This is a genomic window from Streptomyces sp. ISL-43 (assembly GCF_018614195.1).
Lineage (GTDB): Bacteria > Actinomycetota > Actinomycetes > Streptomycetales > Streptomycetaceae > Streptomyces.
The window spans coordinates 129,399-153,673 of sequence record NZ_JAGGOT010000052.1 but is presented as its reverse complement, the minus strand read 5'-3'; the positions used below and the strand labels follow the sequence as shown (position 1 = coordinate 153,673).

Genomic DNA, 24,275 nt, shown 5'->3' with positions numbered 1-24,275 from the left:
CCGACTCCTCCCCTGAGAACTGAGTGCACCCATGCCCACCCCGGCCCTCCCCTGCCCCTGCGGGCTGCCCGCCGCCTACCCGGAGTGCTGTGGCCGCTTCCACTCCGGTGAGCGGCAAGCGCCCACCGCCGAGCTGCTGATGCGTTCCCGGTTCAGCGCCTTCGCCGTCGGGGACACCGCCTATCTCCTGCGGTCCTGGCACCCTTCGACCCGGCCGGGCTTGCTCGACCTCGACCCCGGGCAGCGCTGGGAGCGGCTGGAGATCCTGGCGACCGAGCGCGGCGGGATGTTCGAGACGGAGGGCTCGGTGGAGTTCCGGGCGCACTACCGCGAGGGCCGGCACACCGGCTCGCTGCACGAGCACAGCGCCTTCTCCCGCGAGGACGGGGCCTGGGTCTACGTCGGCCCCCTCTCGCCCGTCGACTTCGACTGACCTCGGGCACCGGTCAGCGCGAACTCCAGGCTGGTGCGGTACCGGCCGGTCTCGTCCGGCGGCTCCGCCCGCAGCAGCCGGGAGGCCACGGCGGCCGCCGCCGGGACCTGCGGATGCCCGTACGGCGCGGGCGGGGCGAGCGCGGCGAGCACGATCCGCTCCGCCGGATCGGGCACGGCCTCCCGGAGATCCTCCTCCGGGAGTACCGAGGCGAGCACGGCCGCCCGCTCCCACGGGTCGGCGGTGCGGCCCAGCAGCAGCCCGACGTGGCGCTCGCGCCACCGCGCCGGGCGCAGGTCGGCCTTGGCCGCCATCAGCTCCCGGTCCGCCGGCGGCGCGCTCCCGCGCAGCATCCCGGGCTCACGGGCCGCGAAGTCCCGTAGCTCCGAGGCCAGATAGAGCCACACCACCGCCCGGTACCGGTTGATCCGGTATCCCACCGGAGTGATGTGGCCACAGCGCGCGAGCCGGGTGAACCGGCTCGGGCCCACTCCCAGGGTGGCTGCCGCGGCCTCCGCCCCCGCAACGGTCTCCACGCGCTCGCGCAGCGCCTGGGGGAATCCCCCGGCCGATCGGACCCGGTCCAGCTCGGTCCGGGTGAAGCGGGCGGCCCCGCCGGGCCCGGCGGGACCGGCGCGCACGATGCCCAGCTGGACGGCGCGGGCGAACTCTGCCCGGCTCAGCCCCAGTTCCCCCGCGGCCTGTCCGCCGCCGAGCAGTCCGTCCGTGTCTCCCCCGCGTACGACGGTCCCATCACGCTCCGGGGTGCCCGGCCGAGGCGGCCGCGCGGGCCTCGCCGCACACGCCACACGCGTCGTACGCGCTGTACGGACCGCTTGCGCCGTACGGACCGCTTGCGCCGTCCGCACCCCTTCCGCCGCCCGCACCGCCGGCGTCACCTGCGTTACCCGCGTCGCCTGTGTCATCCGCGTCAACTGCGTCGTCTGTGCCATCACGCTCTCCCCACCAGAAGTGATTACTGTGTGTGAAGACCGTAACCGAGAGCGACGGCATCGCGCGGGGCCTGTGGACAACCATGGAATCCCAGGTCAGCCGCCTGTGATCCGCCGCTCCGCGACACCCAGGTGCTCGCCCACCCGGTTCACGAGCAGGGTCATCTCGTACGCCACGTGCCCGATGTCGGCCTCGGCGGCGCTCAGCACGCACAGACAGCTGCCCGCGCCGGCCGCCATGACGAAGAGGACCCCCTCGTCGTACTCGACCATCGTCTGGCGCACCTCACCCGCCCGGAAGTGCCGCCCCGACCCCTTCGCAAGACTCTGCAGCCCCGCCGCGACGGCCGCCAGGTGCTCCGCGTCCTCCCGCGCCAGGCCCGCGCTCGCCCCCGTCACCAGGCCGTCGTTGGAGAGCACCACCGCGTGCCGGACCTGCTGCACCCGCCGCGTCAAATCGTCCAGCAGCCAGTCGAGCTGCTTGTCCAGCGCCATATCAAGTCCCTCCCCGTCGACGCGGCCGACACGGCCGCGCCCCACCCCGCGTACTCGTGCCGCCAGCCTTCCCCACCAGGGGCTTTCCGGCAAGGAGGACGGGCCCATGGTGAAGAAGATGACTCAAGAGGAATGGCGGGAGTCCGTCTCCCGTGCCACCCGCACCGGAAAGCTCTCCACCGTCCGAGAGGACGGAAGCCCCCACATCGCTCCCATCCGGTTCGTTCTCGACGGTGATTCCTTCGTGTTCAACACCGGGAAGGACACCGTCAAGGGGCGCAATCTGGCCCGCGACGGCCGGGTCGCGCTCTGCGTGGACGACGACCGGCCGCCCTTCTCTCACCTCATCCTCCGCGGCCGCGCCGAGATCGGTGGTCTCGGCGCTCGGCATCACCGACCGAGCGGGTCCCGCAGGCCGGTTCACACGGAATCGGCCTGCGGCTCCACCGAGTCCAGCAGCCGCGCCGTGTGCACCCGGCCCGCGTACTCCACCAGCCGGATGAGCACTTCCTTCCCCGAATCCTTGTCCCGCGCGTCGCACAGCACCACCGGCGTCCCCTGGTCCAGGTCCAGCGCCCGCGACACCTCGTGGGCCCCGTACCGCCTCGCGGTGGTGAAGCAGTTCACGGCCACCACGAAGGGGATCCGCCGGTGCTCGAAGTAGTCCACCGCCGGGAAGCAGTCCTCCAGCCGCCGCGTGTCGGCGAGCACCACCGCGCCCAGCGCGCCCTGCGACAGCTCGTCCCACAGGAACCAGAACCGGTCCTGCCCCGGCGTCCCGAACAGGTACAGCGACAACCCCGACCGGATGGTGATCCGCCCGAAGTCCATGGCCACGGTCGTCGTCGTCTTCTTGTCGACCCCGCCCGTGTCGTCGACCAGTTCCCCGGCCTCGCTGAGCAGTTCCTCCGTCCGCAGCGGCCGGATCTCGCTGACCGCGCCGACCAGGGTGGTCTTGCCCACGCCGAAGCCGCCCGCCACGAGTATCTTCAGCGCGAGCGCGGCCAGTTCCTCTCCGCCCTCGTCGGCCGGCGCCGGCCCGTTGTCGTGCAGTCCCATCACAGCGCTCGCAATCCCTCGATGACTTCACGCAGAATCCGCTCGTCCGGCAGCTGCGCGGGCGGCACCGGCCGGCTGACCTTGACGTGCCCGGCCTCCAGCAGGTCCCCCAGCAGCACCCGCACCACACCCACGGGCAGGTCCGCGTCCGCCGCGAGCTCCGCCACCGACTGGGTCTCGTCGCGGCACAGGCCGAGCAGTGCCCGGTGTTCGGGGCCCAGCAGCGACTCGGCCGCCTCGTCCGTCCCCGCCGGGTCCACGGCGACCAGCGCGATGAGATCGAAGCGGACTCCGTGGGGTCCCGGCTTCGTACGCCCGCCCGTCATGGCGTAAGGACGGACGAGCGGGCCCGCGTCGGCGTCGTACCACTGGCCGTTCATGCTCAAGGCCGCCGCCCTCAACCGGCGGCCGGCGGGCGTGCCGCGAACCTGGGCGGGGTGTACAGGTGCTCGCCGACGCGCTTGACCAGCCGGGCCATCTCGTAGGCGATCAGCCCCATGTCGGCTCCGGCACCGCTGAGCACGGCCAGGCAGGATCCGTCACCGGCGGCGGCCACGAAGAGGAAGCCCTCGTCCATCTCCACCATCGTCTGGCGCACGCCCCCGGCGTGGAAGTGCCGGCCCGCGCCCTTGGCCAGGCTGTGGAACCCGGAGGCCACGGCCGCCAGGTGTTCGGCGTCCTCGCGGCTGAGCGCGCTGGAGGCGCCCACCGCCAGGCCGTCGTTGGACAGGACCACCGCGTGCCGGACCTCGCGGACGCGGACCACGAGGTCGTCCAGCAGCCAGTCCAGCTCGCCGGACCTGCGGACGCCGTCGAGGTCGATCCTCTGATGCTCGATCATCACCGTTCTCCTTCGCCTTCGCCTTCACTGCCTGCGTGAGGGGAGTTCTCGTGGGCGCCCGCCCGGGTGCCGCGCACCCAGCCCGCCCGGTACGCCGCCATCCGGTCCCGCGCCTGCTCGGGGCTGCGCCCGGGCGGGTCCTCGGACCCCCGCACACCGGCGGGGGCCTTGGGGGCGGGGGCCTCGCGCAGCTGCGGGACGAGGCTCGCCTGCCGGACCCGGCGCGGTAGTTCGGTGACGGAGCCGGGCGGGCCGGACGAGCCTCCCGGCGCTGCCGCCACCGGTACGGGCGCCACCGGTACGGGCGCCACCGCCGGGACGGGCGTACGGGGAACCCCGCCGCCGGATCCGCGCGGCCGGAGCGAGGCCACCGGGGCGGCGGGGCGTGGCTCCTCCCGCGCCGGGTACCGCTCCTGGGCCGGGGTCCCGCGCAGGTCGTCCCGTACGACGCTCATGGCCGCGGACCGCGCCGGGGCCTGCGTTTCCAGAGCCTGTTCCGCCTCCGGCGCCGGGGACCGGTGCTGGGCCGGCTGCGGGGCGGCGGCCGTGATGGCGCCCTGGAGCAGGGAGTTCGGGAGCAGCACCACGGCGGTGGTACCGCCGTACGGTGACATCCGCAGGTGCACCTTCACACCGTGCCGGGCGGAGAGCCGGCTGACCACGAAGAGCCCGAGCCGGTCGCTGTCGAAGAGGTCGAGCGCCTCGGACTGCTCGATGCGCCGGTTGGCCTCGTCGAGGGACTCGCGGCCCATGCCGAGCCCGCGGTCCTCCACCTCCAGGACGTAGCCGGCGCCGACGGGTTCACCGCTGACGCGGACCTTGGTGTGGGGCGGGGAGAACTGGGTGGCGTTCTCGATCAGTTCGGCGAGCAGGTGGGTGAGGTCGGCGACGGCGCCGCCGATGACGGCGGCCTCGGCGAGCTGGCGGACCTCGACGCGCGGGTAGTCCTCGATCTCGGAGACGGCGGCCCGTACGACGTTCGTCAGCGGGATCGGCGTCCGCCAGGCGCGGCCCGGGGCCGCACCCGACAGGATGATCAGGCTTTCCGCGTGCCGCCGCATCCGGGTGGTGAGGTGGTCGAGGCGGAAGAGGTCGCCGAGTTCGTTCGGATCGTCGGCCCGCCGCTCCATCGAGTCGAGCAGGGTGAGCTGCTTGTGCACCAGGACCTGGCTGCGCCGGGCGAGGTTGACGAAGACTCCGCTCACGCCGCTGGCCAGCTCGGCGCGTTCGACGGCGGCGCTGAGCGCGGCCCGGTGGACGGTGGCCAGCGCCTCTCCGACCTGGGCGATCTCGTCCTCGGCGGCCGGGCCGCGCGGGGTCTCCGCGGACACGTCGATGTCCTGGCCGGCCCGCAACCGGTCCATGGCCCGCGGGAGTTCGCGGTGCGCGATCTCCAGTGCGGTATTGCGCAGCGAGACCAGCTCGACGACCAGGGCCCGGCCGATGCGCACCGAGATGACGAGCGAGGCGGCCACGGCGGCCAAGCCCAGGACGACGGCGGCTCCGGCGGGGCTGAGCGCGCCCGCGCCGAAGGGGTCGGCGCGGTCGGCGGCCTCGGCGTGGGCGGCGTTCTCGATGTCGCGCATCGAGGCGGCGACGGAGGTGTACGCCGCCTCCCAGCCGGGGGGCGCGCCGGCGGCGCGGGTGTCCTTCGCGGCGGCGGCCTCGGCGGGTCCCCCGCCGGCGGCGGACAGTGCCCGTTCCTCGGCCCCGGTGAGCTCGGCGTAGACGGCGCTCTTGGCCACCGCCTGCCAGGCGCCCTGCTGTGCGGCGGGCAGGTCCCGGGCGGCGGAGTCGGTCAGGGCCCGGCGGGTCTCGACCGCTCCGGCCAGGCGGCGAAGCGATTCGCCGGTGCGCGGGCCCGGGACCGTCAGCAGCGCGTCCTCCCGGGAGAGCTGCTCACCGGCTCGCGCGAATTCCAGCAGGACCCGGGCGTCGGGGCCGAGTTCGGCGTCCTCGCCGCCGCCGGAGAGGGCGCCGCCGAACTCCAACGCGGAATCGATCACCCGGGTGTACGTCTCGTAGGCGGCCTCGGGGGTCGCGCGACGCCCGGCGACGTCCGCGCGCAGCGGGCCGAGCCCCTCGGCGGCGGCGACGAAGGCGCGCAGCCGCACGACGATGTCGCTGCGGTAGTCGCCGGAGTCGGCGACGGTGTTGCGGTCTCCGAGCCGCAGCGCCCGTACGGCGGTGTCGGTGCGGCGCGCCTGCTGATCGAGGGCTTCGGCCTGCCCGGGGGCCTGGACTGCCGCCGCCTGACCGGCGGCGGGGTCGGCCAGCAGCCGTACGACCGTGCGCCGTTCGGCCTGCAGCTGGGTGACGGCGGCGGCGACCGGGGCCCGCAGTTCCCGGTCGACCTGCTGGGCGCGGCCGAGGCGGGCGATGTCCTGGGCCGCGTCGACGGTGGCGAAGGCCCAGAGGGCGAGCAGGGAGACCACCGGCACCATCAGCAGCGAGACGATCTTCGCGCGGACGGTGGCGGGGCGCAGCCGCAGCCTCGGCCCGCCGGCGCCGGCGCCCGTGGCGGCCGGCGTCCCCGGCGGGGCGCCGGGGTTCTCGTGGTGCGCCGGCTCCTCGGCGGGCGGTCCGGCGTGCGCCCGGCGACCCGTCCCCTTGCCGCGGCCGTCCGCGGGCGCGGGCGGCCGCGGCGCCGCTGCTTGCGGTGTTCTGCGGGGTCTGCGCATGGGCTCCTCGTTCCGGGCGGTGCGTACGTACGTGACGGTGGCGGCATACGTGGAAGTGCGGGGTGACGGCGGCGGCCGCGACGGGACGGCGCGGTCTGCGGACCGCGCGGCCTCAGCGGATCGGGGCCGGTGCGGAGGCGGTGGCCGGGCCCGCCCCGCCCCGCTCCCCCAGGCGCCGGTCGGCCGAGGCGGCGGCGGAAGCCGCCCGTTCGTCGGCGGTCGGGGAGAGCGCGACGAACGCGGAGGTGATGAAGAGGTAGGAGCCGAGGCCGACGGCGAGCGGGAAGATGAACTGCATGGCGGTCGCGCCCGGCAGCGCTTCGTCCGAGGGGACGACGTTCACGGCGACGGCGAGCATTCCGGTGTAGTGCATGCTGCTGACGGCGGCGCCCATGACGAGCGAGGCGACGGCGACGGCGAGCGGGGACTTGATGTTGAGCGCCGCCCACAGGGCCGCGGTGGCGGCGACCACGGCGATGGCGATGGAGAGCCCGACCGTCAACGGCTCGTAGGAGACCGAGCCGTGCAGGCGCAGGGCGGCCATGCCCAGGTAGTGCATGCTGGCGACGCCGAGGCCGGTGGTGAGGCCGCCGAGGACCAGGGCCCGGCCGCGGTCCTTGCCGTAGCCGACGGCGAACACTCCGGCGCCGACGACGATCATGGCGACGAGGAGACTGAGGATGGTCAGCGGCACGTTGTAGTGGATCTCGGTCCCGGTGACGTGGAAGCCGAGCATCGCGACGAAGTGCATCGTCCAGATCCCGGTCCCGATGGCCGAGGCCGCCGTGAGGAGCCAGTTGCGGCGGGAGGCTCCGTTGGTGGCGGCGAGTGCGCGGACGGTGCAGCGCAGCCCGAGGGCGGCGCCGATCGAAGCCATCACGTATGACAGCGCGGGTGTAAGCCAGCCATAGGCGGCGTGGTCCAGGTGTCCCATGGCCACGGGACGCTAGTCCGGGTGAGGGCGCGAACAAGGGAAGCATTTCGAAAGCCACTGGAACTGCTGGAATATGACAGAGATACGTTCATCTCCGATCACCCCGCGTACCACCTTGCACACGTTCCGCAGGCATGTGCCAGTGCCCCGGTGGGGGATCATGGGCGCATGAGCGAAGACCGCACACAGGATCACACCCGCGTCCAGGAGTTCTTCGGGGCCCGCGCGGCCGACTGGGACCGCAAGTTCCCCGGGGACGGGCCCGCCTTCGAGACCGCGGTGGCCGAGTTCGGACTGCGGCCCGGAGACCGGGTGCTCGACGCGGGCTGCGGCACCGGCCGGGCGCTGACCGAGCTGCGCGCGGCCGTGGGCCCGTCGGGGACCGTGATCGGCGCGGACCTCACCCCGCAGATGCTGGCTTCCGCGCGGGACGCCGGCCGGGGTGCGGCGGGCGCGCTGCTGCTCGCGGACGTGGCGCGGCTGCCGCTGCGCGACGCAGCGCTGGACGCGGTCTTCGCCGCCGGTCTCATCGCGCACCTGCCGGACCCGGGGGCCAACCTGCGCGAGCTCGCCCGCGTGGTCCGCCCCGGCGGCCGGCTCGCGCTGTTCCACCCGATCGGGCGCGCGGCCCTGGCGGCGCGCCACGGCCGCGAGCTGACCGGGGACGACATGCGGGCCGAGCACAACCTCGGCCCGCTGCTGGCCGGTTCGGGCTGGCGGATGACCTCCTACGCCGACGAGGACGCCCGGTTCCTCGCGCTGGCCGTCCGCACCCCCTGAAGGAACGACCTCGTACGTCGCCCCCTTGCCCGGGGCCCGCGGGGTCGATCCGAATCAGGCCGGAGGTTGAGCTTCCGCTTCGGCCGGGCGGCGTGGATGCGGTACGGGGCACCCGCCCGAGCCGGGCACGGGGAACGTGCCGAGCTCGCCCACGTCATACCCACCGGGGTAGCCCTTGATCTCCGGGTTCTGGCGGGCGTACTGCGGGGCCCGGCGCGGGGGCAGCAGCCGGACCGCCCGGCCGCGCAGCCGCAGGGCTCCGCGGACCAGCCGCAGGACACCGGGGCGCGGGGCTTCGTAGCGGAAGGCGCGCAGCAGCGGCTCGTCGAGGAGGGCGAGACTGCCTCGGCGGACGGCGGGGGCCAGGCGCGCCGGGTACCAGGAGGCCATCAGCTCGATGGTGGCGTCGGCGACCGCGCGACCGCCCTCGTCCCAGCCGAAGTGGGCTTCCTCGTAGGCGTCCAGGGCCGTTTCGAACTCCTCGTAGGAGCCCGGAACGTCCGTGATGCCCAGGTGGCGGCCGAGGGTGGCGTAGTAGTTCGCGCACGCGCGGCGCTCGTGGTGGGTCAGGGAGCGCCAGCCGTAGGCGTCGATCCAGCGCGCGGGAATCACCACGAACGTGCACAGGACGTAGCGCATGTCCTCGTTCGTGATGTCGTAGCTGCGGTGCATCTGGTTGACGCGGCGGATCGCGGTGCGCGCGGTGTCGGACTCGAAGCCGTGCTCGACGACGGCGTCGAGGAGCAGCGCGGTGTCGTCGTAGCGCTTCTGCGAGCGGTCGGTGAACTCGGCGGTCTCGGCGAGGAGCCGGCCGATGCTCGGGACGGCGTAGGTCCGGAAGAGGGCGAGTTCCAGGGCACGGGCGAAGTCCCAGGGGAACTCGTAGGTGGCGGTGAGCCGGTAGATGGCGAGGAAGTCCTTGTCCGGATCGAGCCGGAGGATCTCCCTCAGCCGGTCGTAACGCTGCACCGGAGTCCCTTTCTGTGGCGGGGTGCCAACTCTACGTGCAGGTAGCGGGCTTGGAAATCGCCTCCCGCGAGCCCTCGACGTGGCGGTTACCCGCTGGTTAGGGTGCGCCGACGAGAGAACGACCGGGAGGCCACGTGTCCGACGAGGAGGACGGCGGTTCGCTGTACGTGCTGACTGCCGTACTGCTGACCCCCGCGCAGTTCCCGAGCATCCTGGGAGACGACTTTCCCGAGGCCTGCTCGCTGCTCGGCGTGCCGCCGGCGGCCGCCGGGTACGGCCTGGTGCTCGGCCAGGACGAGGAGGGCGCGCGCTGGACGGTCGTGATCGACGACGTCTCGCTCGTGGCCATGGCCATCGCCTCGTGGGACTGCGGGATGGAGTACGACCTGTCCCCCGACGAACGGTCCATCGTGGTCTCGCTGGCGGGCTGGCCGCTGGAGCTCGCGGTGGCGACGGCGGGCATCCCGGAGCCGCACGATCCGGAGCAGGGCGCGGACGGTACGGGGCGGGTGCCGCTGGCGCCGCCGTCGGCCGAGGCCTGGGGGCCGGTGCAGCGGAGGATGGGCGCCGACCAGATCGCCCGGGAATGGGCGGACTGGAGCGAGCGCGTGGCCTCGGACGGCGGGGCGGCCGCTGCCTCGCACCCGGGGCTGGCACGGGCGCTGAAGGAGGCGCTGGGGTACACCCGGACGGCGCCGCCGCCCGGCCGGGTCCGGTCGTCCTTCGCGGGCGAGGAGGCGCGCACGCTGCGCGTGGACGGGCCCGGATGGTCACTGGTGGCCCGTACCGGCGGGGCGGCCTTCGTCCTGCTGGACGAGGAGCCGAGCGAGGTGCTGGCGGTCCCGCACGAGGCGGACGGGGAGATCCCGGAGCTGACGGAGCTGCTGGCGGCACTGGACCGCGTCGCGGTGCGGCCGGCCTGAACACGAGGGGGATGTTGTGACGGTGGACCCGGTGGAAATGGTCCCGGTGGGCGTGGTGGTGGGCGGCCGGGACGAGGTCGCCGACGACGACTGGGGGCGGGAGACGGCGGTGATCCGCCTGGACGGGGAGCGGTTCGGGCCCGAGGCGCTGTACGGGCTGGAGGACTTCTCGCACGTCGAGGTGGTCTACCACTTCGACCGCGTACCGCAGGAGAAGATCGAGACGGGCGCGCGGCACCCCCGGGGCAATCCGGACTGGCCGCTCGTCGGCATCTTCGCGCAGCGCGGCAAGAACCGGCCGAACCGGCTGGGCGTCTCGCGCTGCCGCGTCGTGAAGGTGGACGGTCTGGCGGTCGGCGGTCCGGAAGTGCACGTGGAGGGGCTGGACGCGGTGTCGGGCACCCCGGTGCTCGATCTCAAGCCGTACATGGCGGAATTCGGCCCGCGCGGCGACCACCGCCAGCCGCAGTGGGCGACCGTGCTGATGCGCGACTACTACTGAGCCGGAGCCGCGCGGCACAGCCGAGAGCACGCGCGCGCGAAGGTCGTCATCACCGTATGACGCCGGACGGGCCTGCGGCCCGCCCGCGCGAATCCGGCTAGGTCAGACCCGTTCGAGCGGGACGTGGGGGGCCGGCGGGAGCGTGACCTCGATGCTGTCGCCGGGCCGGATGGTGCCGCCCCGGTGGACCACGCCCATGATTCCGGCCTTGCGGAGCAGGTTGCCCTCCTCGTCCCGGCTCACGACCTGCTTGAGCAGCCCGTGCTGGAAGGTGTCGATCTGCAGGCACGGGTTGCGCAGTCCGGTCACCTCGACCACGGCGTCCTCGCCGAGGCGCAGCAGGGTGCCGGTCGGGAGGCCGAGCAGGTCTATGCCCTCGGTCGTCACGTTCTCGCCGAGCTGGCCCGGCTCGACCTGGTGGCCCGCTTCCGCGACCTCCTCGAAGAGTTCCCGGTGGATGAGGTGCACCTGCCGCAGATTCGGCTGCGTCGGGTCCTGGGCAACACGCGAACGGTGCTTGACCGTGACTCCCGCGTGAACGTCGCCCTCGACCCCGAGCCCCTCGAGGAGCGTGATGCTCTCGCGCGTGGGCTTGGTGAACGAATAGACGCCGTTGCTGCTGACCGCCGCGACCTGTGCCGCACGTGCCGTACTCATGGATCTCTACCCCCCTGTCGGCCTCAGCGGCCGATCTGCTTCCTGGATATGCCCCGCAGCCTACGGCGCTGGGAGGAGTCCAACAGCAGGTAGGCGGCCGTCGGCACACCGATCAGGACCAGCAGTCCCGCCCAGAACCCGACCGCCCAGAACAGCACGATGGCTGCCACGACTCCGGCAACCGCGACCTTTCCGCTCGTGGACATCTGCGGACACCTCTTTCTCCGTCGGCCACTACCCCACTCAACGCCTGCTCCCGCTCGCGCGTTCCCGGACTCGTGAACGATCGGCGGAGTGACCCGGGTCACGGCGATGCCGCGGCCTTCGGCCGCCGCCGGTGGGTTAATCTCGGCCGCCCCGTATCCGGTAGTCAAGTTTGAGGATCGCGTGCTCTCGACGATCTCCGGCCTGATCCACTGCTCCGCCGTCTTCCTACCCGCGGAACCGCCCCGGGACGGCCGAATCGCCTTCTGGCAGCCGGACACCGGCCTCGACGGACTCCACGGACTCGACGGGCTCCACGGACTCGGCCCCGTCGACGACCTCACCGTCATCACCGCGGACCTGCGGCGCACCACCGTCAGCGCCCTGGTCCTGACCGTCGCCGAAGCCCTGCCGCTGCTCACCCGGGTCCGGGCCGCCGCCTCGTCCGGGGCCGCGCCCTTCTGGGGCGCCGCCGCCCTGCTGGCCCTGCGCCTCGCCGCGCGCGGGCTGCTGCTGCCCGGGCTCAGCCCCGCCGGATACGACGCCTGGCGGCTCGGGCCCCTGGAGGCAGCCGACCTGGACGAGGTCCGGGAGCTGGCGGCCGCCATGCCTCCCACCGCGCACTGCGTGCCGCTCGGCCTCGCCGAAGACGAAGACGATGAAGCAGAAGAAGCAGAAGAAGAACCAGAAGGCGGCACAGGCGGGGACGACAGCCCAGGCGCGGGCCTTGGCGGGGACGGCGGCGCCCACGGCTCCCCGCGGCTGCCCGCGCCGGAACCGCTGCTGCGCGCCTTCCTCGACGCCGTCGCCGACACCCTCCCCCGCACACCCGCCGCGCCCGCAGCCGCCGGCGGGCCCGCCTACGCGGCCCGCGCGCCCCGGCTCCACCCCGAGCTGCGCGACTGGGCCGCCGAGGTCGCGGCCGAGCACGACGCGGGCGTGCGCGTCTCGCTCCGGATCGAGCTCGACCCCTCCTGCGAACCCCCTGCCTTCCGCGCCGTCCTGCAGATGCACGGCCTGGCCGACGCCGCGCTCGTCGCGGACGCCGCCGACGTCTGGGCCGGAGCCGGCCCCGCCGCGGCCGCCTTCCCGCCGCGTGCCCGCATGGACGCGCTCCGGGCCCTGCGGCGGGCCGCCCGCCTCTGGCCGCCGCTCGCGCCGCTGCTCGCCGCGGCCGTGCCCGACTCCGTGGACCTCGCCGACGAGGAGGTCGCGGAGCTGCTCGGGGAGGCCTCCCGTGCCCTGGCCGCCGACGGGGTGCAGGTGCACTGGCCGCGCGGGCTCGCCCGTACGCTCACCGCCCGTGCCGTTGTGGGACGGGCCGCTACCGCCGGCGGCGGCGACCTGCCCGGCCTGCTCTCCCCCGCCGGCGCGCACCCCCTCACCTGGCGCTACGCCCTCGGCGGCCAGGGCGATCTGACCCCCGAGGAACTGGACCGGCTCGCCGAGGCGAAGCGCCCCCTGGTCCGGTTGCGCGACCAGTGGGTCCTGATCGACCCGGCCGAGGCCCGCCGGGCCAGTGCCCGCCTGCATCAGGACCGCGAGGTGACGACCGCCGACGCGCTGGCCGCCGTACTGACCGGCTCGGCGGAGCTCGACGGAGCACGGTACGAGGTAGAGGCCACCGGTCCGCTGGAACGGCTCCGCGCGCTGCTCGCCGCCGACCCGGAGCGAGCCGGCGAAGAGGCCGGCGAACAGGCCGGCCGGCGGGCCGAAGGAGAGGCCGGCCGGGAGGCCGCCGCCCCCGTCCAGCCGCCGGCCGCCCTCCGCGCCACGCTGCGCGACTACCAGCTCCGCGGCCTGCGCTGGCTGGCCCGGATGACCGGGCTCGGCCTCGGCGCCTGCCTCGCCGACGACATGGGCCTCGGCAAGACCGTCACCCTGATCGCCCTCCACCTCCACCGGCGGGAGCAGCTCCACGGAGGCCCGACGCTGGTGGTCTGCCCGGCCTCGCTGCTGGGCAACTGGCAGCGGGAGATCGAGAGGTTCGCCCCCGGCACCCCGGTGCGCCGCTTCCACGGATCCGGCCGCGGCCTCGAAGGACTCGACGACGGGTTCGTCCTCACCACCTACGGCACGATGCGCCTGGACGCGCCCCGACTGGCCGCCGTGCCCTGGGACATGGTCGTCGCCGACGAGGCGCAGCACGTCAAGAACCCGCGCTCATCGACCGCCAGGGCCCTGCGCACCATCCCGTCGGCCGCGCGGGTGGCCCTCACCGGCACACCGGTCGAGAACGACCTGTCCGAGCTGTGGGCCGTCCTCGACTGGACCTCGCCCGGCCTCCTCGGCCGCCTCGGCACCTTCCGCACGCGCTACGCCGAGCCGATCGAGAGCGGTCGCGATCCGCGGGCGGCGGCCCGCCTGGCAGCGCTCGCACGGCCGTTCCTGTTGCGGCGCAAGAAGTCCGACCCCGGCATCGCGCCCGAACTGCCGCCCAAGACCGAGACCGACCACGCCGTATCGCTGACCCGCGAACAGACCGCACTGTACGAGGCGGTCGTGCGCGAGACCCTCGCCGCGATCGCCGAGGCGGACGGGATGGAACGGCGCGGCCTCGTGGTCAAGCTGCTGACCTCGCTCAAGCAGATCTGCAACCACCCCGCGCAGTACCTGAAGGAGCCCAGCCTCAGGCAGGACACCGCCGCGGCCTCCGGCAAGCTGGAACTCCTCGACGAGCTGCTCGACACGATCCTCGCCGAGGGCGGTTCCGTGCTGGTCTTCACGCAGTACGTGGCGATGGCCCGGATCCTGGAGAGACACCTCGCGGCGCGCGGCATCGGCTGCCAACTCCTGCACGGGGGCACGCCCGTGGCCCGCCGAGAGGAGCTCGTGGACCGCTTCCAGGCGGGCGACGCCCCCGTCTTCCTGCTCTCCCTCAAGGCCGCGGGCACCGGCCTCAACCTCACCCGGGCCGGCCACGTCATCCACTACGACCGCTGGTGGAACCCGGCCGTCGAGGAGCAGGCCACCGACCGCGCCTACCGCATCGGCCAGACCCAGCCCGTCCAGGTCCACCGCATCATCGCGGAAGGCACCGTGGAGGACCGGATCGCCGAACTCCTGGCGCGCAAAAGGGCCTTGGCCGACTCCGTCCTCACGGGCGGAGAGGCGGCGCTGACCGAACTCACCGACGCGGAGCTGGCCGAGCTGGTGGCCCTCCGCCCGACCACCGCCGGGGAGCGCCGCGGATGAACACGCGCGATCCACATGATGCACAAGATCCGTACGATCCGTACGAGAAGACCTTCCCGGCCCTGCCGCCCCCGGCCGGCCGGGGCTTCGCCCGCACCTGGTGGGGCCACGCCTGGCTGCGCGCCCTGGAGGACAGCGCGCTCGACGGCGAGCAGGTCAAGCAGGGGCGGCGGTACGCGCGTTCGGGCGCGGTGGGGGCCGTGTCGGTGCGGCCCGGCGGGCTGACGGCCGTGGTGCGGGACCGGGACGGAACGGCGCACCGGACGGACGTGCTGGTACAGGAGTTCACGGAGGCGCAGTGGGACCGGCTGCTCGGCCTGGCGGCCGCCGAGTCCGGGCACATCGCGGCGCTGCTGGACCGGGAGGTGCCGCCGGAGCTGGCGCAGGACGCGGCGGCGGCCGGCGTCGAGCTGCTGCCCGGAATCGGGGACCTCGATCCGCGCTGCGACTGCGACGAGTGGGACCACTGCCCGCACACGGCGGCGCTCTGCTACCAGGTGGCGCGGCTGCTGGACCAGGACCCCTTCGTGCTGTTGCTGCTGCGCGGGCGCGCGGAGGCCGATCTCGTGGACGAACTGGAGGAGCGCAGCGCCGCGGAAGCCGAGGCGGGGGCGCCGCGGATCCCGGCCGACGAGGGGGTCCCGGCCGCCGCGGCCTACGCGGCGGCAGCCGCCCTGCCCCCGCTGCCGCCGCCCGCGCGGCTGCCGGACGCGCCGGGGCAGGCCCCGACGCTGGACACGGAATCGTCGTCGCATCCGCCGGGCCTGGACGTCGACGCGGTGGAGTTCCTCGCGCAGGCAGCGGTGACCCGGGCGTACCGGCTGCTCGCGGAAGCGCTCGCTCCGGCCCATGCGGAGCGCGCCCCGGAGCCCGAACCGACGACGGCCGAAGACGCCGTACGCCTCACGGCGGAGGCCGATGACCTTCGGGTCCGGTCCCGCCTGGCGGTGGCTGCCGACAGGAACCGGGCCGGGATGGACCGGGCCGTTCTCGCCTGGGGCTTCGGCGGGGCCCAGGCCGTCGCAGTACTGGAGGAGGACTGGACCCCGGACCGGGCGGCCCTGGCCCGGGCCCGCGCCTTGCTCGCGTCGGCCTGGTCCGAGGCGGCGGACACCGCGACGGACACGGAAACGGACTCCCCGCCGGACACCGGCGCGGACTCCGCCCCCGGCACCGCCGCCCCGGTGCTGCGCCGGGTCCGCGCCCGCTGGACGGAGCCGGGCGGGGAGCGCCAGCTCCGGCTGGGCCGGGACGGCCGCTGGTGGCCGTACCGCCGCACGGCGGGCCACTGGCTTCCGGCGGGCCCGCCTTGCCCGGACCCGGCGTCGGCGCTGGCGGCGCTCGACCCGGAGGACTAGCCGGTCTCCCGCCGGCCCGGGTTTCGGCGGGGACTGGCCGGCGTAGTGGCCGGTGTACCGCTTGCCGGGGCGCGGGGGCGGTACGACGATGGGGCGCTGCGGGTACCACGGCACCACGGGAGGGTGACATGGACGATCCTTCGGTGGCCCTGCCGGGCGGGGCCGATCCCGCCGTGCGGACGCGGGAACTGCGCCGGGCCCACGCCGCGTTCACCCAGGACGGCCGGGTCGAGACCCCGGTGCGGGCGGTCATCGCGAGGTCGTGGCGCCGCTGCGCCCGGGCCCGGGTCAGCCCCGAGTGCGCACCCCGGCTGGAGCTGGCCGGAGCGGAACTGCGGTCGTACCGCGAGCAGCACCCGCTGGCCCGGGTGCTGCCGCTGTTCCGGGACCTCGTGGGGGCCTTCGCCGCGCACGGGGAGCATCTGCTGGCGGTGTGCGACGCGCGGGGCAGCCTGCTCTGGGTGGAGGGCGAGCCCGCCACGATGCGGCGAGCCGAGGGCCTCGGCTTCGTGCCGGGTGCCCGCTGGTCGGAGACGGCGATGGGCACCAACGCGCCGGGCACGGCGGTGGCGGTCGGCGAGCCGGTCCAGGTCTTCGGCGCGGAGCACTTCAGCCGCCGGGTGCATCCGTGGACCTGCGCGGCGGCTCCGGTCCGCGACCCCCGCACCGGGCGGGTGCTCGGTGCCGTGGACGTCACCGGCGACGACTGGCTGGCCCATCCGCACTCCCTCGCCTTCGTGCGGGCGGTGGCGCGTGCGGCGGAGGCGCAGTTGGCGTTGCTGGATCCGGTCCGACGGGCCGCCGGGGACTCGCTCACCGCGCTCGGCCGGGACGAGGCGCTGCTGTCCGGCGACGGCCGCGGGGGCGGCGAGGGCCGTGAGATCCGTCTGGGGAGGCGGCACAGCGAGATCATGGCGCTGCTCGCGCACCACCCGGAGGGGATGTCGGGGGACGAGCTGGCGATCGCCCTGTACGAGGACGAGTCGGTGTCACCGGTGACGCTGCGCGCCGAAATGTCCCGCCTGCGCGGGGTGTTGGGTGCCCGGGCCCCGCTCTCCCGCCCCTACCGCGCGGCCGTGCCGTTGGAAGCGGACTTCACCGCCGTCACCCGCCACCTCGCCTCCGGCGCGCTCTCGGCGGCACTGGCCCGCTATCCGGGCCCCCTGCTGCCCGCGTCCACCGCGCCCGGGATCGTCCGGCTCCGCCGCCGCATCGAGGACCAGGCGCGGTCCGCCGTGATCGCGCGGGCCGACGCGGGGCTGCTGACCGACTGGGTGTGCAGCCCGTGGGGCGCGGACGACCCGGAGGCCTGGCGGGCGCTGGCGGCGGCGCTGCCGCCTGGTGACCGGACGGCCGCGCTGGCCCGCGTACGGGCCATCGACGCGGAGCTCGGGTCGGCGCCGGGCGGGCCGCCACCCGCCGCCGTGCCGCAGGCCGCCCCGCCACCCGGCGGTGTGCCGCGCGGCCGTGCAACGTACCGGCAACCTGCCCGCCCCTAGCCTCGCCGCGAGCGCTGTCCGACGGCGGCCGGCGCCCGGCAAGGGGAGGACCACCATGGCCCGTTACGCTGCGCCCGGTACCGAGGGCGCGCTCATGTCGTACGCGTCCCGCTACGACCACTTCATCGGCGGCGAGTACGTCGGGCCCGCCCTGGGCGGGTACTTCGCCAACCCCTCCCCCGTGACCGGCGAGACCTTCACCGAGGTGGCGCGCGGCACGGCCGAGGACGTCGAGCGGGCGCTCGACGCGGCGCACGCGGCGGCCCCGGCCTGGGGACGCACCTCGATCACCGAGCGCTCCACGATCCTGCTGCGCGTCGCGGACCGGATGGAACAGAACCTGGAGGCCCTCGCGGTCGCGGAGAGCTGGGAGAACGGCAAGCCGATCCGCGAGACCCTCGCCGCCGACATGCCGCTCGCCATCGACCAGTTCCGCTACTTCGCGGGCGCGCTGCGCGCCCAGGAGGGCGCGCTCAGCCAGATCGACGACGATACGGTGGCCTACCACTTCCACGAGCCGCTGGGCGTCGTCGCGCAGATCATCCCGTGGAACTTCCCGCTCCTGATGGCGGCGTGGAAGCTGGCGCCCGCCCTCGCCGCCGGCAACACGGTGGTGCTGAAGCCGGCCGAGCAGACCCCGGTGTCGGTGCACTACTGGATGAGCCTGGTCGCGGACCTGCTGCCGCCGGGCGTGGTGAACATCGTCAACGGCTTCGGCGAGGAGGCGGGCAAGCCGCTCGCCTCCAGCCCGCGCGTGGCGAAGGTGGCCTTCACCGGGGAGACCTCCACGGGGCGGCTGATCATGCAGTACGCGGCGGAGCATCTCAAGCCGGTGTCACTGGAGTTGGGCGGCAAGAGCCCGAACCTCTTCTTCGACGACATCTGGACCACGGACGACGACCTGCGGGACAAAGCGCTGGAGGGCTTCACCATGTTCGCCCTCAACCAGGGCGAGGTGTGCACGAGCCCGTCGCGCGCCCTGATCGAGCGCGGCCGCTACGGCGACTTCCTCGACGCGGCCGTCGCCCGTACGGAACTGATCGTGCCCGGGCACCCGTTGGACACGGACACGATGATCGGCGCACAGGCGTCGGAGGAGCAGCTGAAGAAGGTCCTGTCGTACGTGGAGATCGGGCAGCAGGAGGGTGCGAAGATCCTGACGGGCGGTCAGCGCATCGAGCACGGCGGGGAGCTGGCGGGCGGCTTCTACGTCCAGCCGACCATCTTCGAGGGCGACAACCGCATGCGGATCTTCCAGGAGGAGATCTTCGGCCCGGTCGTCTCGGTGACCTCGTTCCAGGACTTCGACGACGCCCTGCGCATCGCCAACGACACGGCGTACGGCCTGGGTGCCGGCGTCTGGACCCGCGACATCAACACGGCCTACCGCGCGGGCCGCGCGATCCAGGCGGGCCGCGTCTGGACGAACTGCTACCACGCCTATCCGGCCCACGCGGCCTTCGGCGGCTACAAGCAGTCCGGCATCGGCCGCGAGACCCACAAGATGATGCTGGAGCACTACCAGCAGACCAAGAACCTTCTGGTCAGCTATTCGCCGAAGAAGCTCGGCTTCTTCTAAGACGTCCCTTCCCATGGCGTGATCGTTCGTGAAACCGTTCACAGCGGATCTCATCGAGCGACTCGCGCCGGACGAGTTGCGGGTCTCGTTCCGGCGGGTGGTGCCGACGGAGGTGATGCGCCCGCACGCTGGTGAACGGCGCCAACAGCGACCGCCAGAGCAGAAGACTCACCGGGCGCCGGGAGGGGGCTCAGCGGACTCGGCTCAGGCCTCGCCATGGCCATACCGAAGACGTAGCACGCCCGGTCACGCCGCGCCGTGCTCCGTGGGGTTTGATGTACTTCAGTCGATCAGCGTTCTCGGTAGCGTGATCATCTACTGCATGGAGTGACCATGCGCCCGGCTGGTCTGTACGAGGGATTCCGCGGAGAGTAATGAGGCTGCGATGAGTGAACTGACGAAGCCCGAGATCGAACTTCCGGGGGGTGATGCTCCCCAGGAGCTGACAATCCGGGACCTCGTCGTCGGGGACGGGCCTGAGGCGAAGCCGGGCAGGGTCGTCCGGGTTCACTACGTCGGGGTCACCTTCGAGTCCGGAATGGAGTTCGACGCCTCCTGGGACCGGGGCCAGCCGTTCAAGTTCGCCGTGGGTGGTGGCAGGGTCATCAAGGGCTGGGACCGGGGACTCAGGGGGATGAAGGTCGGCGGTCGGCGCGAGATCATCGTCCCCCCGCGCCTCGGCTACGGCAACCAGTCCCCCTCGCCGTTGATCCCGGCGGGTTCCACGCTCGTCTTCGTGGTGGACCTGCTCTCCGTAGTCTGAGGAAGGCCTGGTTCCTTCTGGTCGGCTATTCGCCGAAGAAGCTCGGCTTCTTCCAGAGGCGAAGTGAAGGACCCGTGATCGACCCGGGCGTCCGGGCGTAGGCTTCGCTCAGCGTGGAGCGGCGGGGGGCGGAGCACATGACGGTGGAGTCGACGCAGCGGTGGGGATCGACCCTTGATTCGGTCGTGGTGTACGCGCGGGGCGCGGTCTGCCGGCGCCTGGCCCGGGGCAGTGTGCCGCCCGACGGGCGGGTGCGGGTGACGGGACTGCCGCGCTCGCTGGACCCGGGCTCGCTGCGTGCCCGGGTCCTGGGCGCCCCAGGGGTACGCGTCACAGAGGCCCGGGTGGAAGTCGAGGCCGAGCCGGTCGGTACGGGCACACCCGACGCGTTGCGGCGCGAAGTCGAGCGGCTGGGCGACGAGTACGCGGCGGCGCGGGGCCGCCGGGACCGGCAGCTGGGCCTGATCGAGGAGGTCAGGGCTCTCCGCCCGGTCCCGCCCGCCCCCCTGCCCGAGGACCCGCACCGCCGCACCCCGGTGGACGCGTGGCTGGAGCTGGCCGAGTTCGTCCAGGAGCGGCTGACGGGACTGCACGCCCGCCTCGTCGGGCTGGAGGAGGCCCTGCGCGACGTCGAGCACGAGCTCGCCCTCGCCGCCGACCGGCTCGCCCGCGCCTCCGGCGACGCACCGTCGGCGCACGTGGAGACCACGGTCTGCGCGGTCGTGACCCTCGACGGCACAGGCGCGGATACCGGTGACGCGGAAGTGGAGCTGGAACTGGAGCTGGAGTACGGGGTGCCGGGCGCCGTCTGGGTGCCGACCTACCGGCTCACTCACCGTCAGGGCGACGGCAGCGGCCGTCTGGTGCTACGCGCCTCGGTCGCCCAGCGGACCGGCGAGGACTGGACCGGCGTGCGCATCGCCCTGGCCACCGCCGATCTGCGGCGCCGCACCGACCTGCCGAGGCTCCGCTCGATCCGGATCGGACGCCGTCAGCCCGCCGCCGCGCCTTCCGGGTGGCGCGAGCCTCCGGCCGGGCTCGCCGGCCTGTTCACCGGGTACGAGGCGGCCGGCCCCCGCCGTGCGACGACCGCCGCGGCTGTCGGGCCCGGCTCCGCGTCCGGTCCCGTTCTGCCACCGCCGCCGCCTCCCCCGCCGCCGCAGGGCTACGGCGGGCAGTGGACCGGGCTCCCGGTGCCCGGCGGCCCTCCCCCGGAGGCCTTCGGCGGCGCGATGCCCGCCCCCGCCCAGCCGGCCCCTCTCCGTCGGGGCGGCAGGCCGCACGCCGGCGGGTCCTTCGCGGGCGCCCCCGCCGCCATGGCACCCGCGGCTCCCGCGGCTCCCGCGGCTCCCGGCGGGGCAGCGCCGGCGCCCCCTCCGGCACCGGCGGCCGGTCCGCCGCGGCCGAGCGGCGCCGAGCTCGACTACGCCGCCCTCGTCCTGTGCGGCCCCGACGAGCAGGCTGCTCGCAGGGGCCGGCTGTTCCCCGGCCCCGGCCCCGACATCGACGCGGTGGCGGCCGAGCACCGCCGCCGCGCAGAAGCGGTGGCCGCGCTGCCGCTGCCCGGACAGGCCGTACGGCCCCGCGAGTCGGCGGGTTCCTTCGACCACCGCTTCGACGCCGCCGCCCGCGCCGACATTCCGTCGGACGGCACCTGGCACACCGTCACCGTCGCCGAGGTTCCGGTCGGCCTGCGCACCGAGTACCTCTGCGTGCCGTCCGTGGAGCCGACCGTGTACGCGACGCTGCTGCTCTCCAACGCCACCGACCAGGCGCTGCTGGCCGGCCCGGTGGAGGTCATCGTCGACGACGAGTTCCTGCTGACCGCCGCACTGCCCACGCTCGCCCCCGGCGGTGTCCGCCGGGTGGGTCTCGGGGCCGCCGAGGGCATCCGGGTCACCCGCCGTACGAACCTGCGCGAGTCGACGTCGGGCCTGCGCAACAACACCACCGTGCTCGACCACCGCGTCCACGTGGAGCTGGCGAACCGCCTCGCTCGGCCCGTCACCGTCGAAGTCCGCGAGCGGGTGCCGGTCACCTCCGAGCCGGACGTCCGGATCGAGGAACGGGCCGACTGGACGGCACCGGAGGAAGCCCCCGGGGAAGGCACGGGGCACGAACACCATGCCCCGGGCACCCGCGTCTGGCGCCTGGACCTGCCCGCGGGCGCCACCGCCGCCCTCGACGGCGGCTACGAGATCCGCATCCCGACCGGCAAGGCCCTGGTCGGCGGCAACCGCAGGAGCTGACACCCGCCATGTCCACGGCCACGAAGCCGATCGCCCTCCCCGTCACCGCCGTCACGTGCCTCGAGGACCGCGCCCATGTCGAGCGCGCCGCCGTCCTCGACCTGGAGGCCGGCGTCCAGCGGCTGCGTCTCGGACCGGTCAGCGCGCTGGCCGTCGACCGGACCCTCCATGCCGAGCTGACCGCCGCCTTCCCGGCGGCCGTGCTCGACGTACGGATCGTCCGCACCTGGACGCCGCGCGGGCCGCTGCCGTCCGCCGCCGGCGACTCCGCCCTGCGCCACCGCGTACACGCCCTCGAAGAGGAGCGGCTCGTCCTGGGGCAGCGACGCGACCGGCTGCAGGCCCGCCTTGACCTGCTTGGCCGCCTCGCCGCCGATCTGCTGCGGGAGATCGGCGAAGGCGCCGGCTCCGGGGAGACCGAGCAGCCGCGCTGGGCCGGCGAACTGGACCGGGTGGACGGCGAGCGCGACACGTACGGGGAGCAACTGCGCACCGTGGAGGCCCGGCTGACCGCCCTCGCCACCGAACTGGGGGAGGTGCAAAGGGCCCTGCACCTTTCCGAGGAGGAGCCCGCCGAGCTCGTCGGCCACATCGAGCTGACCGTGGAGAGCGCGGCCGCCGGGCCGGTCGGACTGCGCCTGAGCCACCTCATCCCGTGTGCGTTGTGGCGGCCGGCCTACCGGGCCGTGCTCGACGGGGACGCCCTGACGCTGGAGACCGACGCGGTGGTCTGGCAGCGCACCGGGGAGGACTGGTCGGACGTACGGCTGACCTTGTCGACCGCCCGCTCGGCGCTGGCCACCGATCCGCCACGGCTGGACGAGGACCGGCTGACGCTGGGGGAACGTTCCGCGGCGGAGCGCCGCACAGTCGACGTCGAGCTGCGCGAGGAGGAGATCGGGGACCTCGGCCCGGCCCCGGTGCTCGGCCTGCCGGGGGTGGACGACGGCGGCGAGGCGCGCGTGCTGAGCTCCCCGGCGCCGGTCTCCGTGCCCGGGGACGGCCGTGCCCACCGAGTGCCGCTCTCCGTCTTCACCACGGCCGCGAGCAGCGAGTACGCGTGCTCGCCCGAGCTGTCGCCGCTGGTCACCCAGGTGGCGCGGTTCGACAACCTGTCGGGCCACGCGCTGCTCGCCGGACCCGTGGACTTGGTCCGCGGCAGCGGCTTCAGCGGCCGCGGCACGCTGGAGTTCACCGCCCCCGGCGCCCTCGTCGAGCTCGCCTTCGGCAGCTGCGATGACCACGGGGTGGTCCGGCATGCCGAGGAGTCCCGCGATTCCGCCGGGCTCATGCGCAAGACCGTGGTCACCCGCACGGTCCGGTTGCACCTGTCCCGGTTCTCCGCTCCCGGGGAGCGGGGCGATCGGGTGGTCGTCCTGCGGGAGCGGATCCCGGTCTCCGAGGTCTCGGCGGTGGAGGTTCGCCTCCGCAAGGACGTCTGCTCCCCGGCGCCCGAAGTGGTCGACGCCGAGGGCATCGTCCGCTGGGACGTCGCCCTCCCGCCCGGTGGCCGCCGTACGGTCACCCTGGTCTACGAGCTGTCGGCGAGCTCCGAAGTCGCCGGGCTCTGAGCTCGGGCGTCCCCCGCACCTGCCGCTCGCGGCAGACCGCGCGCACAGGTGGGGCAGAGCCCGCGGTAGGTGACCTCGACCTCGGACACGCTGAAGCCGAACCGCTCCCCCGCCGGCAGGCCGGCCAGCGGATCGCCGGTCGGATGGACGTCGCGGATGATGCCGCAGCCGGAGCACACCAGGTGCTGGTGCGGGTGGTGCGCGTTGGGGTCGTAGCGCTTCGCGCGGCCGTGGGCGGAGACCTCCACCACCTCGCCGAGCGCGACCAGTTCGCCCAGGGTGTTGTAGACGGTCGCCCGCGAGATCTCGGGGAGCCGCCGTGCCGCGCGGGCGTGCACCTCGTCGGCCGTGAGGTGCACGTGCTCGCCGTCGAGTACCTCCGCGACGGCCCGCCGCTGGGACGTCATGCGCCAGCCGCGCCCTCGGAGTCGCTCCAGCAGGTCGCTCATTTCGGTTCACCTCTCCATTACGTGCCGGGCCGGTCGGTAGTCGATTCCGTTTCCGATTCTCATATCGGCGATCGGGGATCGCGATGATCGGAAGATGCCACCTTTGGATTTCTCATGTTTGTTACGCGGGGGCGCCCTGCGTGTTCTCGTGGCGGTGCGCTCTGCGGTGCGCGACCATACG

Annotated in this window: 21 protein-coding genes and 2 pseudogenes; 12 read left to right on the top strand and 11 right to left on the bottom strand. The window is 74.1% G+C overall.

All coding sequences use genetic code 11. The features are described from left to right. Positions 1-31 precede the first annotated feature (31 nt). Positions 32-433: a YchJ family protein gene (locus J7F03_RS28910; protein WP_214954593.1), complete on the top strand. Its 402-nt coding sequence runs from the start codon at positions 32-34 to the stop codon at positions 431-433. On the opposite strand, the gene J7F03_RS28905 is transcribed toward J7F03_RS28910, so the two are convergent. Both J7F03_RS28905 and J7F03_RS28900 read right to left on the bottom strand, forming a co-directional pair. Next, the gene (locus J7F03_RS28905) at positions 397-1,386 is read right to left on the bottom strand and encodes a DUF6397 family protein (RefSeq protein WP_214954592.1); all 990 of its coding nucleotides are present in this window, start codon (positions 1,384-1,386) and stop codon (positions 397-399) included. The genes J7F03_RS28910 and J7F03_RS28905 overlap by 37 nt on opposite strands. A 96-nt stretch (positions 1,387-1,482) precedes the next feature. Further along, positions 1,483-1,881 carry a roadblock/LC7 domain-containing protein gene (locus J7F03_RS28900; RefSeq protein WP_112449847.1) on the bottom strand — a complete coding sequence of 133 codons (399 nt, stop codon included), beginning with the start codon at positions 1,879-1,881 and terminating at the stop codon, positions 1,483-1,485. Positions 1,882-1,987: 106 nt separating this feature from the next. Here J7F03_RS28900 and J7F03_RS28895 point away from each other — a divergent pair. Then, positions 1,988-2,272: pseudogene (locus J7F03_RS28895) on the top strand (PPOX class F420-dependent oxidoreductase); the annotation flags it as partial. 29 nt (positions 2,273-2,301) lie between these two features. On the opposite strand, the gene J7F03_RS28890 reads toward J7F03_RS28895, so the two are convergent. The 5 genes from J7F03_RS28890 to J7F03_RS28870 form a co-directional block, all read right to left on the bottom strand. After that, positions 2,302-2,940, bottom strand: coding sequence for an ATP/GTP-binding protein (locus J7F03_RS28890; RefSeq protein WP_214954591.1), 639 nt, complete (start codon positions 2,938-2,940; stop codon positions 2,302-2,304). After that, positions 2,940-3,320: a DUF742 domain-containing protein gene (locus J7F03_RS28885; protein WP_214954660.1), complete on the bottom strand. Its 381-nt coding sequence runs from the start codon at positions 3,318-3,320 to the stop codon at positions 2,940-2,942. Before J7F03_RS28885 ends, J7F03_RS28890 begins: the two co-directional genes overlap by 1 nt. Before the next feature lie 17 nt (positions 3,321-3,337). Next, positions 3,338-3,781 (bottom strand): roadblock/LC7 domain-containing protein, encoded by a 444-nt coding sequence (locus J7F03_RS28880; protein WP_214954590.1) that lies wholly within the window; start codon positions 3,779-3,781, stop codon positions 3,338-3,340. Continuing rightward, on the bottom strand, positions 3,781-6,462 hold the full coding sequence (locus J7F03_RS28875; RefSeq protein ID WP_214954588.1) for a nitrate- and nitrite sensing domain-containing protein: 2,682 nt from the start codon (positions 6,460-6,462) through the stop codon (positions 3,781-3,783). The genes J7F03_RS28880 and J7F03_RS28875 overlap by 1 nt, the downstream gene beginning before the upstream one ends. Positions 6,463-6,574: 112 nt before the next feature. Beyond that, positions 6,575-7,396, bottom strand: coding sequence for an MHYT domain-containing protein (locus J7F03_RS28870; protein WP_214954586.1), 822 nt, complete (start codon positions 7,394-7,396; stop codon positions 6,575-6,577). Positions 7,397-7,564: 168 nt separating this feature from the next. Here J7F03_RS28870 and J7F03_RS28865 point away from each other — a divergent pair, with 168 nt between their 5' ends. After that, positions 7,565-8,176 (top strand): class I SAM-dependent methyltransferase, encoded by a 612-nt coding sequence (locus tag J7F03_RS28865; protein ID WP_214954584.1) that lies wholly within the window; start codon positions 7,565-7,567, stop codon positions 8,174-8,176. Positions 8,177-8,230: 54 nt separating this feature from the next. Here the strand turns inward: J7F03_RS28865 and J7F03_RS28860 are convergent, their stop codons facing one another. Continuing rightward, a complete protein-coding gene (locus tag J7F03_RS28860; protein WP_214954582.1) occupies positions 8,231-9,145 on the bottom strand; it encodes an oxygenase MpaB family protein in 915 nt (304 codons plus the stop codon). Between the two features lie 134 nt (positions 9,146-9,279). Between J7F03_RS28860 and J7F03_RS28855 the strand changes: the two genes are divergently transcribed. Both J7F03_RS28855 and J7F03_RS28850 read left to right on the top strand, forming a co-directional pair. Then, positions 9,280-10,068: a hypothetical protein gene (locus J7F03_RS28855; RefSeq protein ID WP_214954580.1), complete on the top strand. Its 789-nt coding sequence runs from the start codon at positions 9,280-9,282 to the stop codon at positions 10,066-10,068. 37 nt (positions 10,069-10,105) lie between these two features. Next, positions 10,106-10,570: an SAM-dependent methyltransferase gene (locus tag J7F03_RS28850; RefSeq protein WP_214954658.1), complete on the top strand. Its 465-nt coding sequence runs from the start codon at positions 10,106-10,108 to the stop codon at positions 10,568-10,570. Positions 10,571-10,672: 102 nt separating this feature from the next. Here the strand turns inward: J7F03_RS28850 and J7F03_RS28845 are convergent, their stop codons facing one another. Continuing rightward, on the bottom strand, positions 10,673-11,227 hold the full coding sequence (locus J7F03_RS28845) for an MOSC domain-containing protein (RefSeq protein ID WP_214954578.1): 555 nt from the start codon (positions 11,225-11,227) through the stop codon (positions 10,673-10,675). A 23-nt stretch (positions 11,228-11,250) separates the two neighbouring features. After that, on the bottom strand, positions 11,251-11,433 hold the full coding sequence (locus J7F03_RS28840; RefSeq protein ID WP_112452614.1) for a hypothetical protein: 183 nt from the start codon (positions 11,431-11,433) through the stop codon (positions 11,251-11,253). 181 nt (positions 11,434-11,614) lie between these two features. Here J7F03_RS28840 and J7F03_RS28835 point away from each other — a divergent pair, with 181 nt between their 5' ends. The 7 genes from J7F03_RS28835 (at position 11,615) to J7F03_RS28805 (ending at position 23,645) form a co-directional block, all read left to right on the top strand. Continuing rightward, positions 11,615-14,626 carry a DEAD/DEAH box helicase gene (locus J7F03_RS28835; RefSeq protein WP_374104403.1) on the top strand — a complete coding sequence of 1,004 codons (3,012 nt, stop codon included), beginning with the start codon at positions 11,615-11,617 and terminating at the stop codon, positions 14,624-14,626. Further along, a complete protein-coding gene (locus tag J7F03_RS28830; protein WP_214954576.1) occupies positions 14,623-15,984 on the top strand; it encodes an SWF or SNF family helicase in 1,362 nt (453 codons plus the stop codon). The genes J7F03_RS28835 and J7F03_RS28830 overlap by 4 nt, the downstream gene beginning before the upstream one ends. Positions 15,985-16,112: 128 nt before the next feature. Further along, entirely contained in the window at positions 16,113-17,483 is a 1,371-nt protein-coding gene (locus tag J7F03_RS28825) for a helix-turn-helix domain-containing protein (protein WP_214954574.1), read from the top strand. Positions 17,484-17,538: 55 nt separating this feature from the next. Continuing rightward, a complete protein-coding gene (locus J7F03_RS28820; protein ID WP_214954572.1) occupies positions 17,539-19,062 on the top strand; it encodes an aldehyde dehydrogenase family protein in 1,524 nt (507 codons plus the stop codon). 385 nt (positions 19,063-19,447) lie between these two features. After that, on the top strand, positions 19,448-19,825 hold the full coding sequence (locus J7F03_RS28815; protein WP_285440506.1) for an FKBP-type peptidyl-prolyl cis-trans isomerase: 378 nt from the start codon (positions 19,448-19,450) through the stop codon (positions 19,823-19,825). Positions 19,826-19,962: 137 nt separating this feature from the next. Further along, positions 19,963-22,074, top strand: coding sequence for a DUF4139 domain-containing protein (locus tag J7F03_RS28810; protein WP_214954652.1), 2,112 nt, complete (start codon positions 19,963-19,965; stop codon positions 22,072-22,074). A gap of 8 nt (positions 22,075-22,082) precedes the next feature. Beyond that, on the top strand, positions 22,083-23,645 hold the full coding sequence (locus J7F03_RS28805; RefSeq protein ID WP_214954570.1) for a mucoidy inhibitor MuiA family protein: 1,563 nt from the start codon (positions 22,083-22,085) through the stop codon (positions 23,643-23,645). 41 nt (positions 23,646-23,686) lie between these two features. Here J7F03_RS28805 and J7F03_RS28800 read toward each other — a convergent pair. Further along, a pseudogene (locus tag J7F03_RS28800) lies at positions 23,687-24,094 on the bottom strand (Fur family transcriptional regulator); the annotation flags it as partial. Positions 24,095-24,275 lie beyond the last annotated feature (181 nt).

Coding starts and splice junctions, on each gene's coding strand:
- J7F03_RS28840 (WP_112452614.1), bottom strand. CDS start 11,433: ATGTCCACGAGCGGAAAGGTCGCGGTTGCCGGAGTCGTGGCAGCCATC.
- J7F03_RS28825 (WP_214954574.1), top strand. CDS start 16,113: ATGGACGATCCTTCGGTGGCCCTGCCGGGCGGGGCCGATCCCGCCGTG.
- J7F03_RS28850 (WP_214954658.1), top strand. CDS start 10,106: ATGGTCCCGGTGGGCGTGGTGGTGGGCGGCCGGGACGAGGTCGCCGAC.
- J7F03_RS28810 (WP_214954652.1), top strand. CDS start 19,963: ATGACGGTGGAGTCGACGCAGCGGTGGGGATCGACCCTTGATTCGGTC.
- J7F03_RS28845 (WP_214954578.1), bottom strand. CDS start 11,227: ATGAGTACGGCACGTGCGGCACAGGTCGCGGCGGTCAGCAGCAACGGC.
- J7F03_RS28890 (WP_214954591.1), bottom strand. CDS start 2,940: ATGGGACTGCACGACAACGGGCCGGCGCCGGCCGACGAGGGCGGAGAG.
- J7F03_RS28830 (WP_214954576.1), top strand. CDS start 14,623: ATGAACACGCGCGATCCACATGATGCACAAGATCCGTACGATCCGTAC.
- J7F03_RS28885 (WP_214954660.1), bottom strand. CDS start 3,320: ATGAACGGCCAGTGGTACGACGCCGACGCGGGCCCGCTCGTCCGTCCT.
- J7F03_RS28805 (WP_214954570.1), top strand. CDS start 22,083: ATGTCCACGGCCACGAAGCCGATCGCCCTCCCCGTCACCGCCGTCACG.
- J7F03_RS28815 (WP_285440506.1), top strand. CDS start 19,448: ATGAGTGAACTGACGAAGCCCGAGATCGAACTTCCGGGGGGTGATGCT.
- J7F03_RS28880 (WP_214954590.1), bottom strand. CDS start 3,781: ATGATCGAGCATCAGAGGATCGACCTCGACGGCGTCCGCAGGTCCGGC.
- J7F03_RS28865 (WP_214954584.1), top strand. CDS start 7,565: ATGAGCGAAGACCGCACACAGGATCACACCCGCGTCCAGGAGTTCTTC.
- J7F03_RS28900 (WP_112449847.1), bottom strand. CDS start 1,881: ATGGCGCTGGACAAGCAGCTCGACTGGCTGCTGGACGATTTGACGCGG.
- J7F03_RS28870 (WP_214954586.1), bottom strand. CDS start 7,396: ATGGGACACCTGGACCACGCCGCCTATGGCTGGCTTACACCCGCGCTG.
- J7F03_RS28875 (WP_214954588.1), bottom strand. CDS start 6,462: ATGCGCAGACCCCGCAGAACACCGCAAGCAGCGGCGCCGCGGCCGCCC.
- J7F03_RS28820 (WP_214954572.1), top strand. CDS start 17,539: ATGGCCCGTTACGCTGCGCCCGGTACCGAGGGCGCGCTCATGTCGTAC.
- J7F03_RS28905 (WP_214954592.1), bottom strand. CDS start 1,386: ATGGCACAGACGACGCAGTTGACGCGGATGACACAGGCGACGCGGGTA.
- J7F03_RS28910 (WP_214954593.1), top strand. CDS start 32: ATGCCCACCCCGGCCCTCCCCTGCCCCTGCGGGCTGCCCGCCGCCTAC.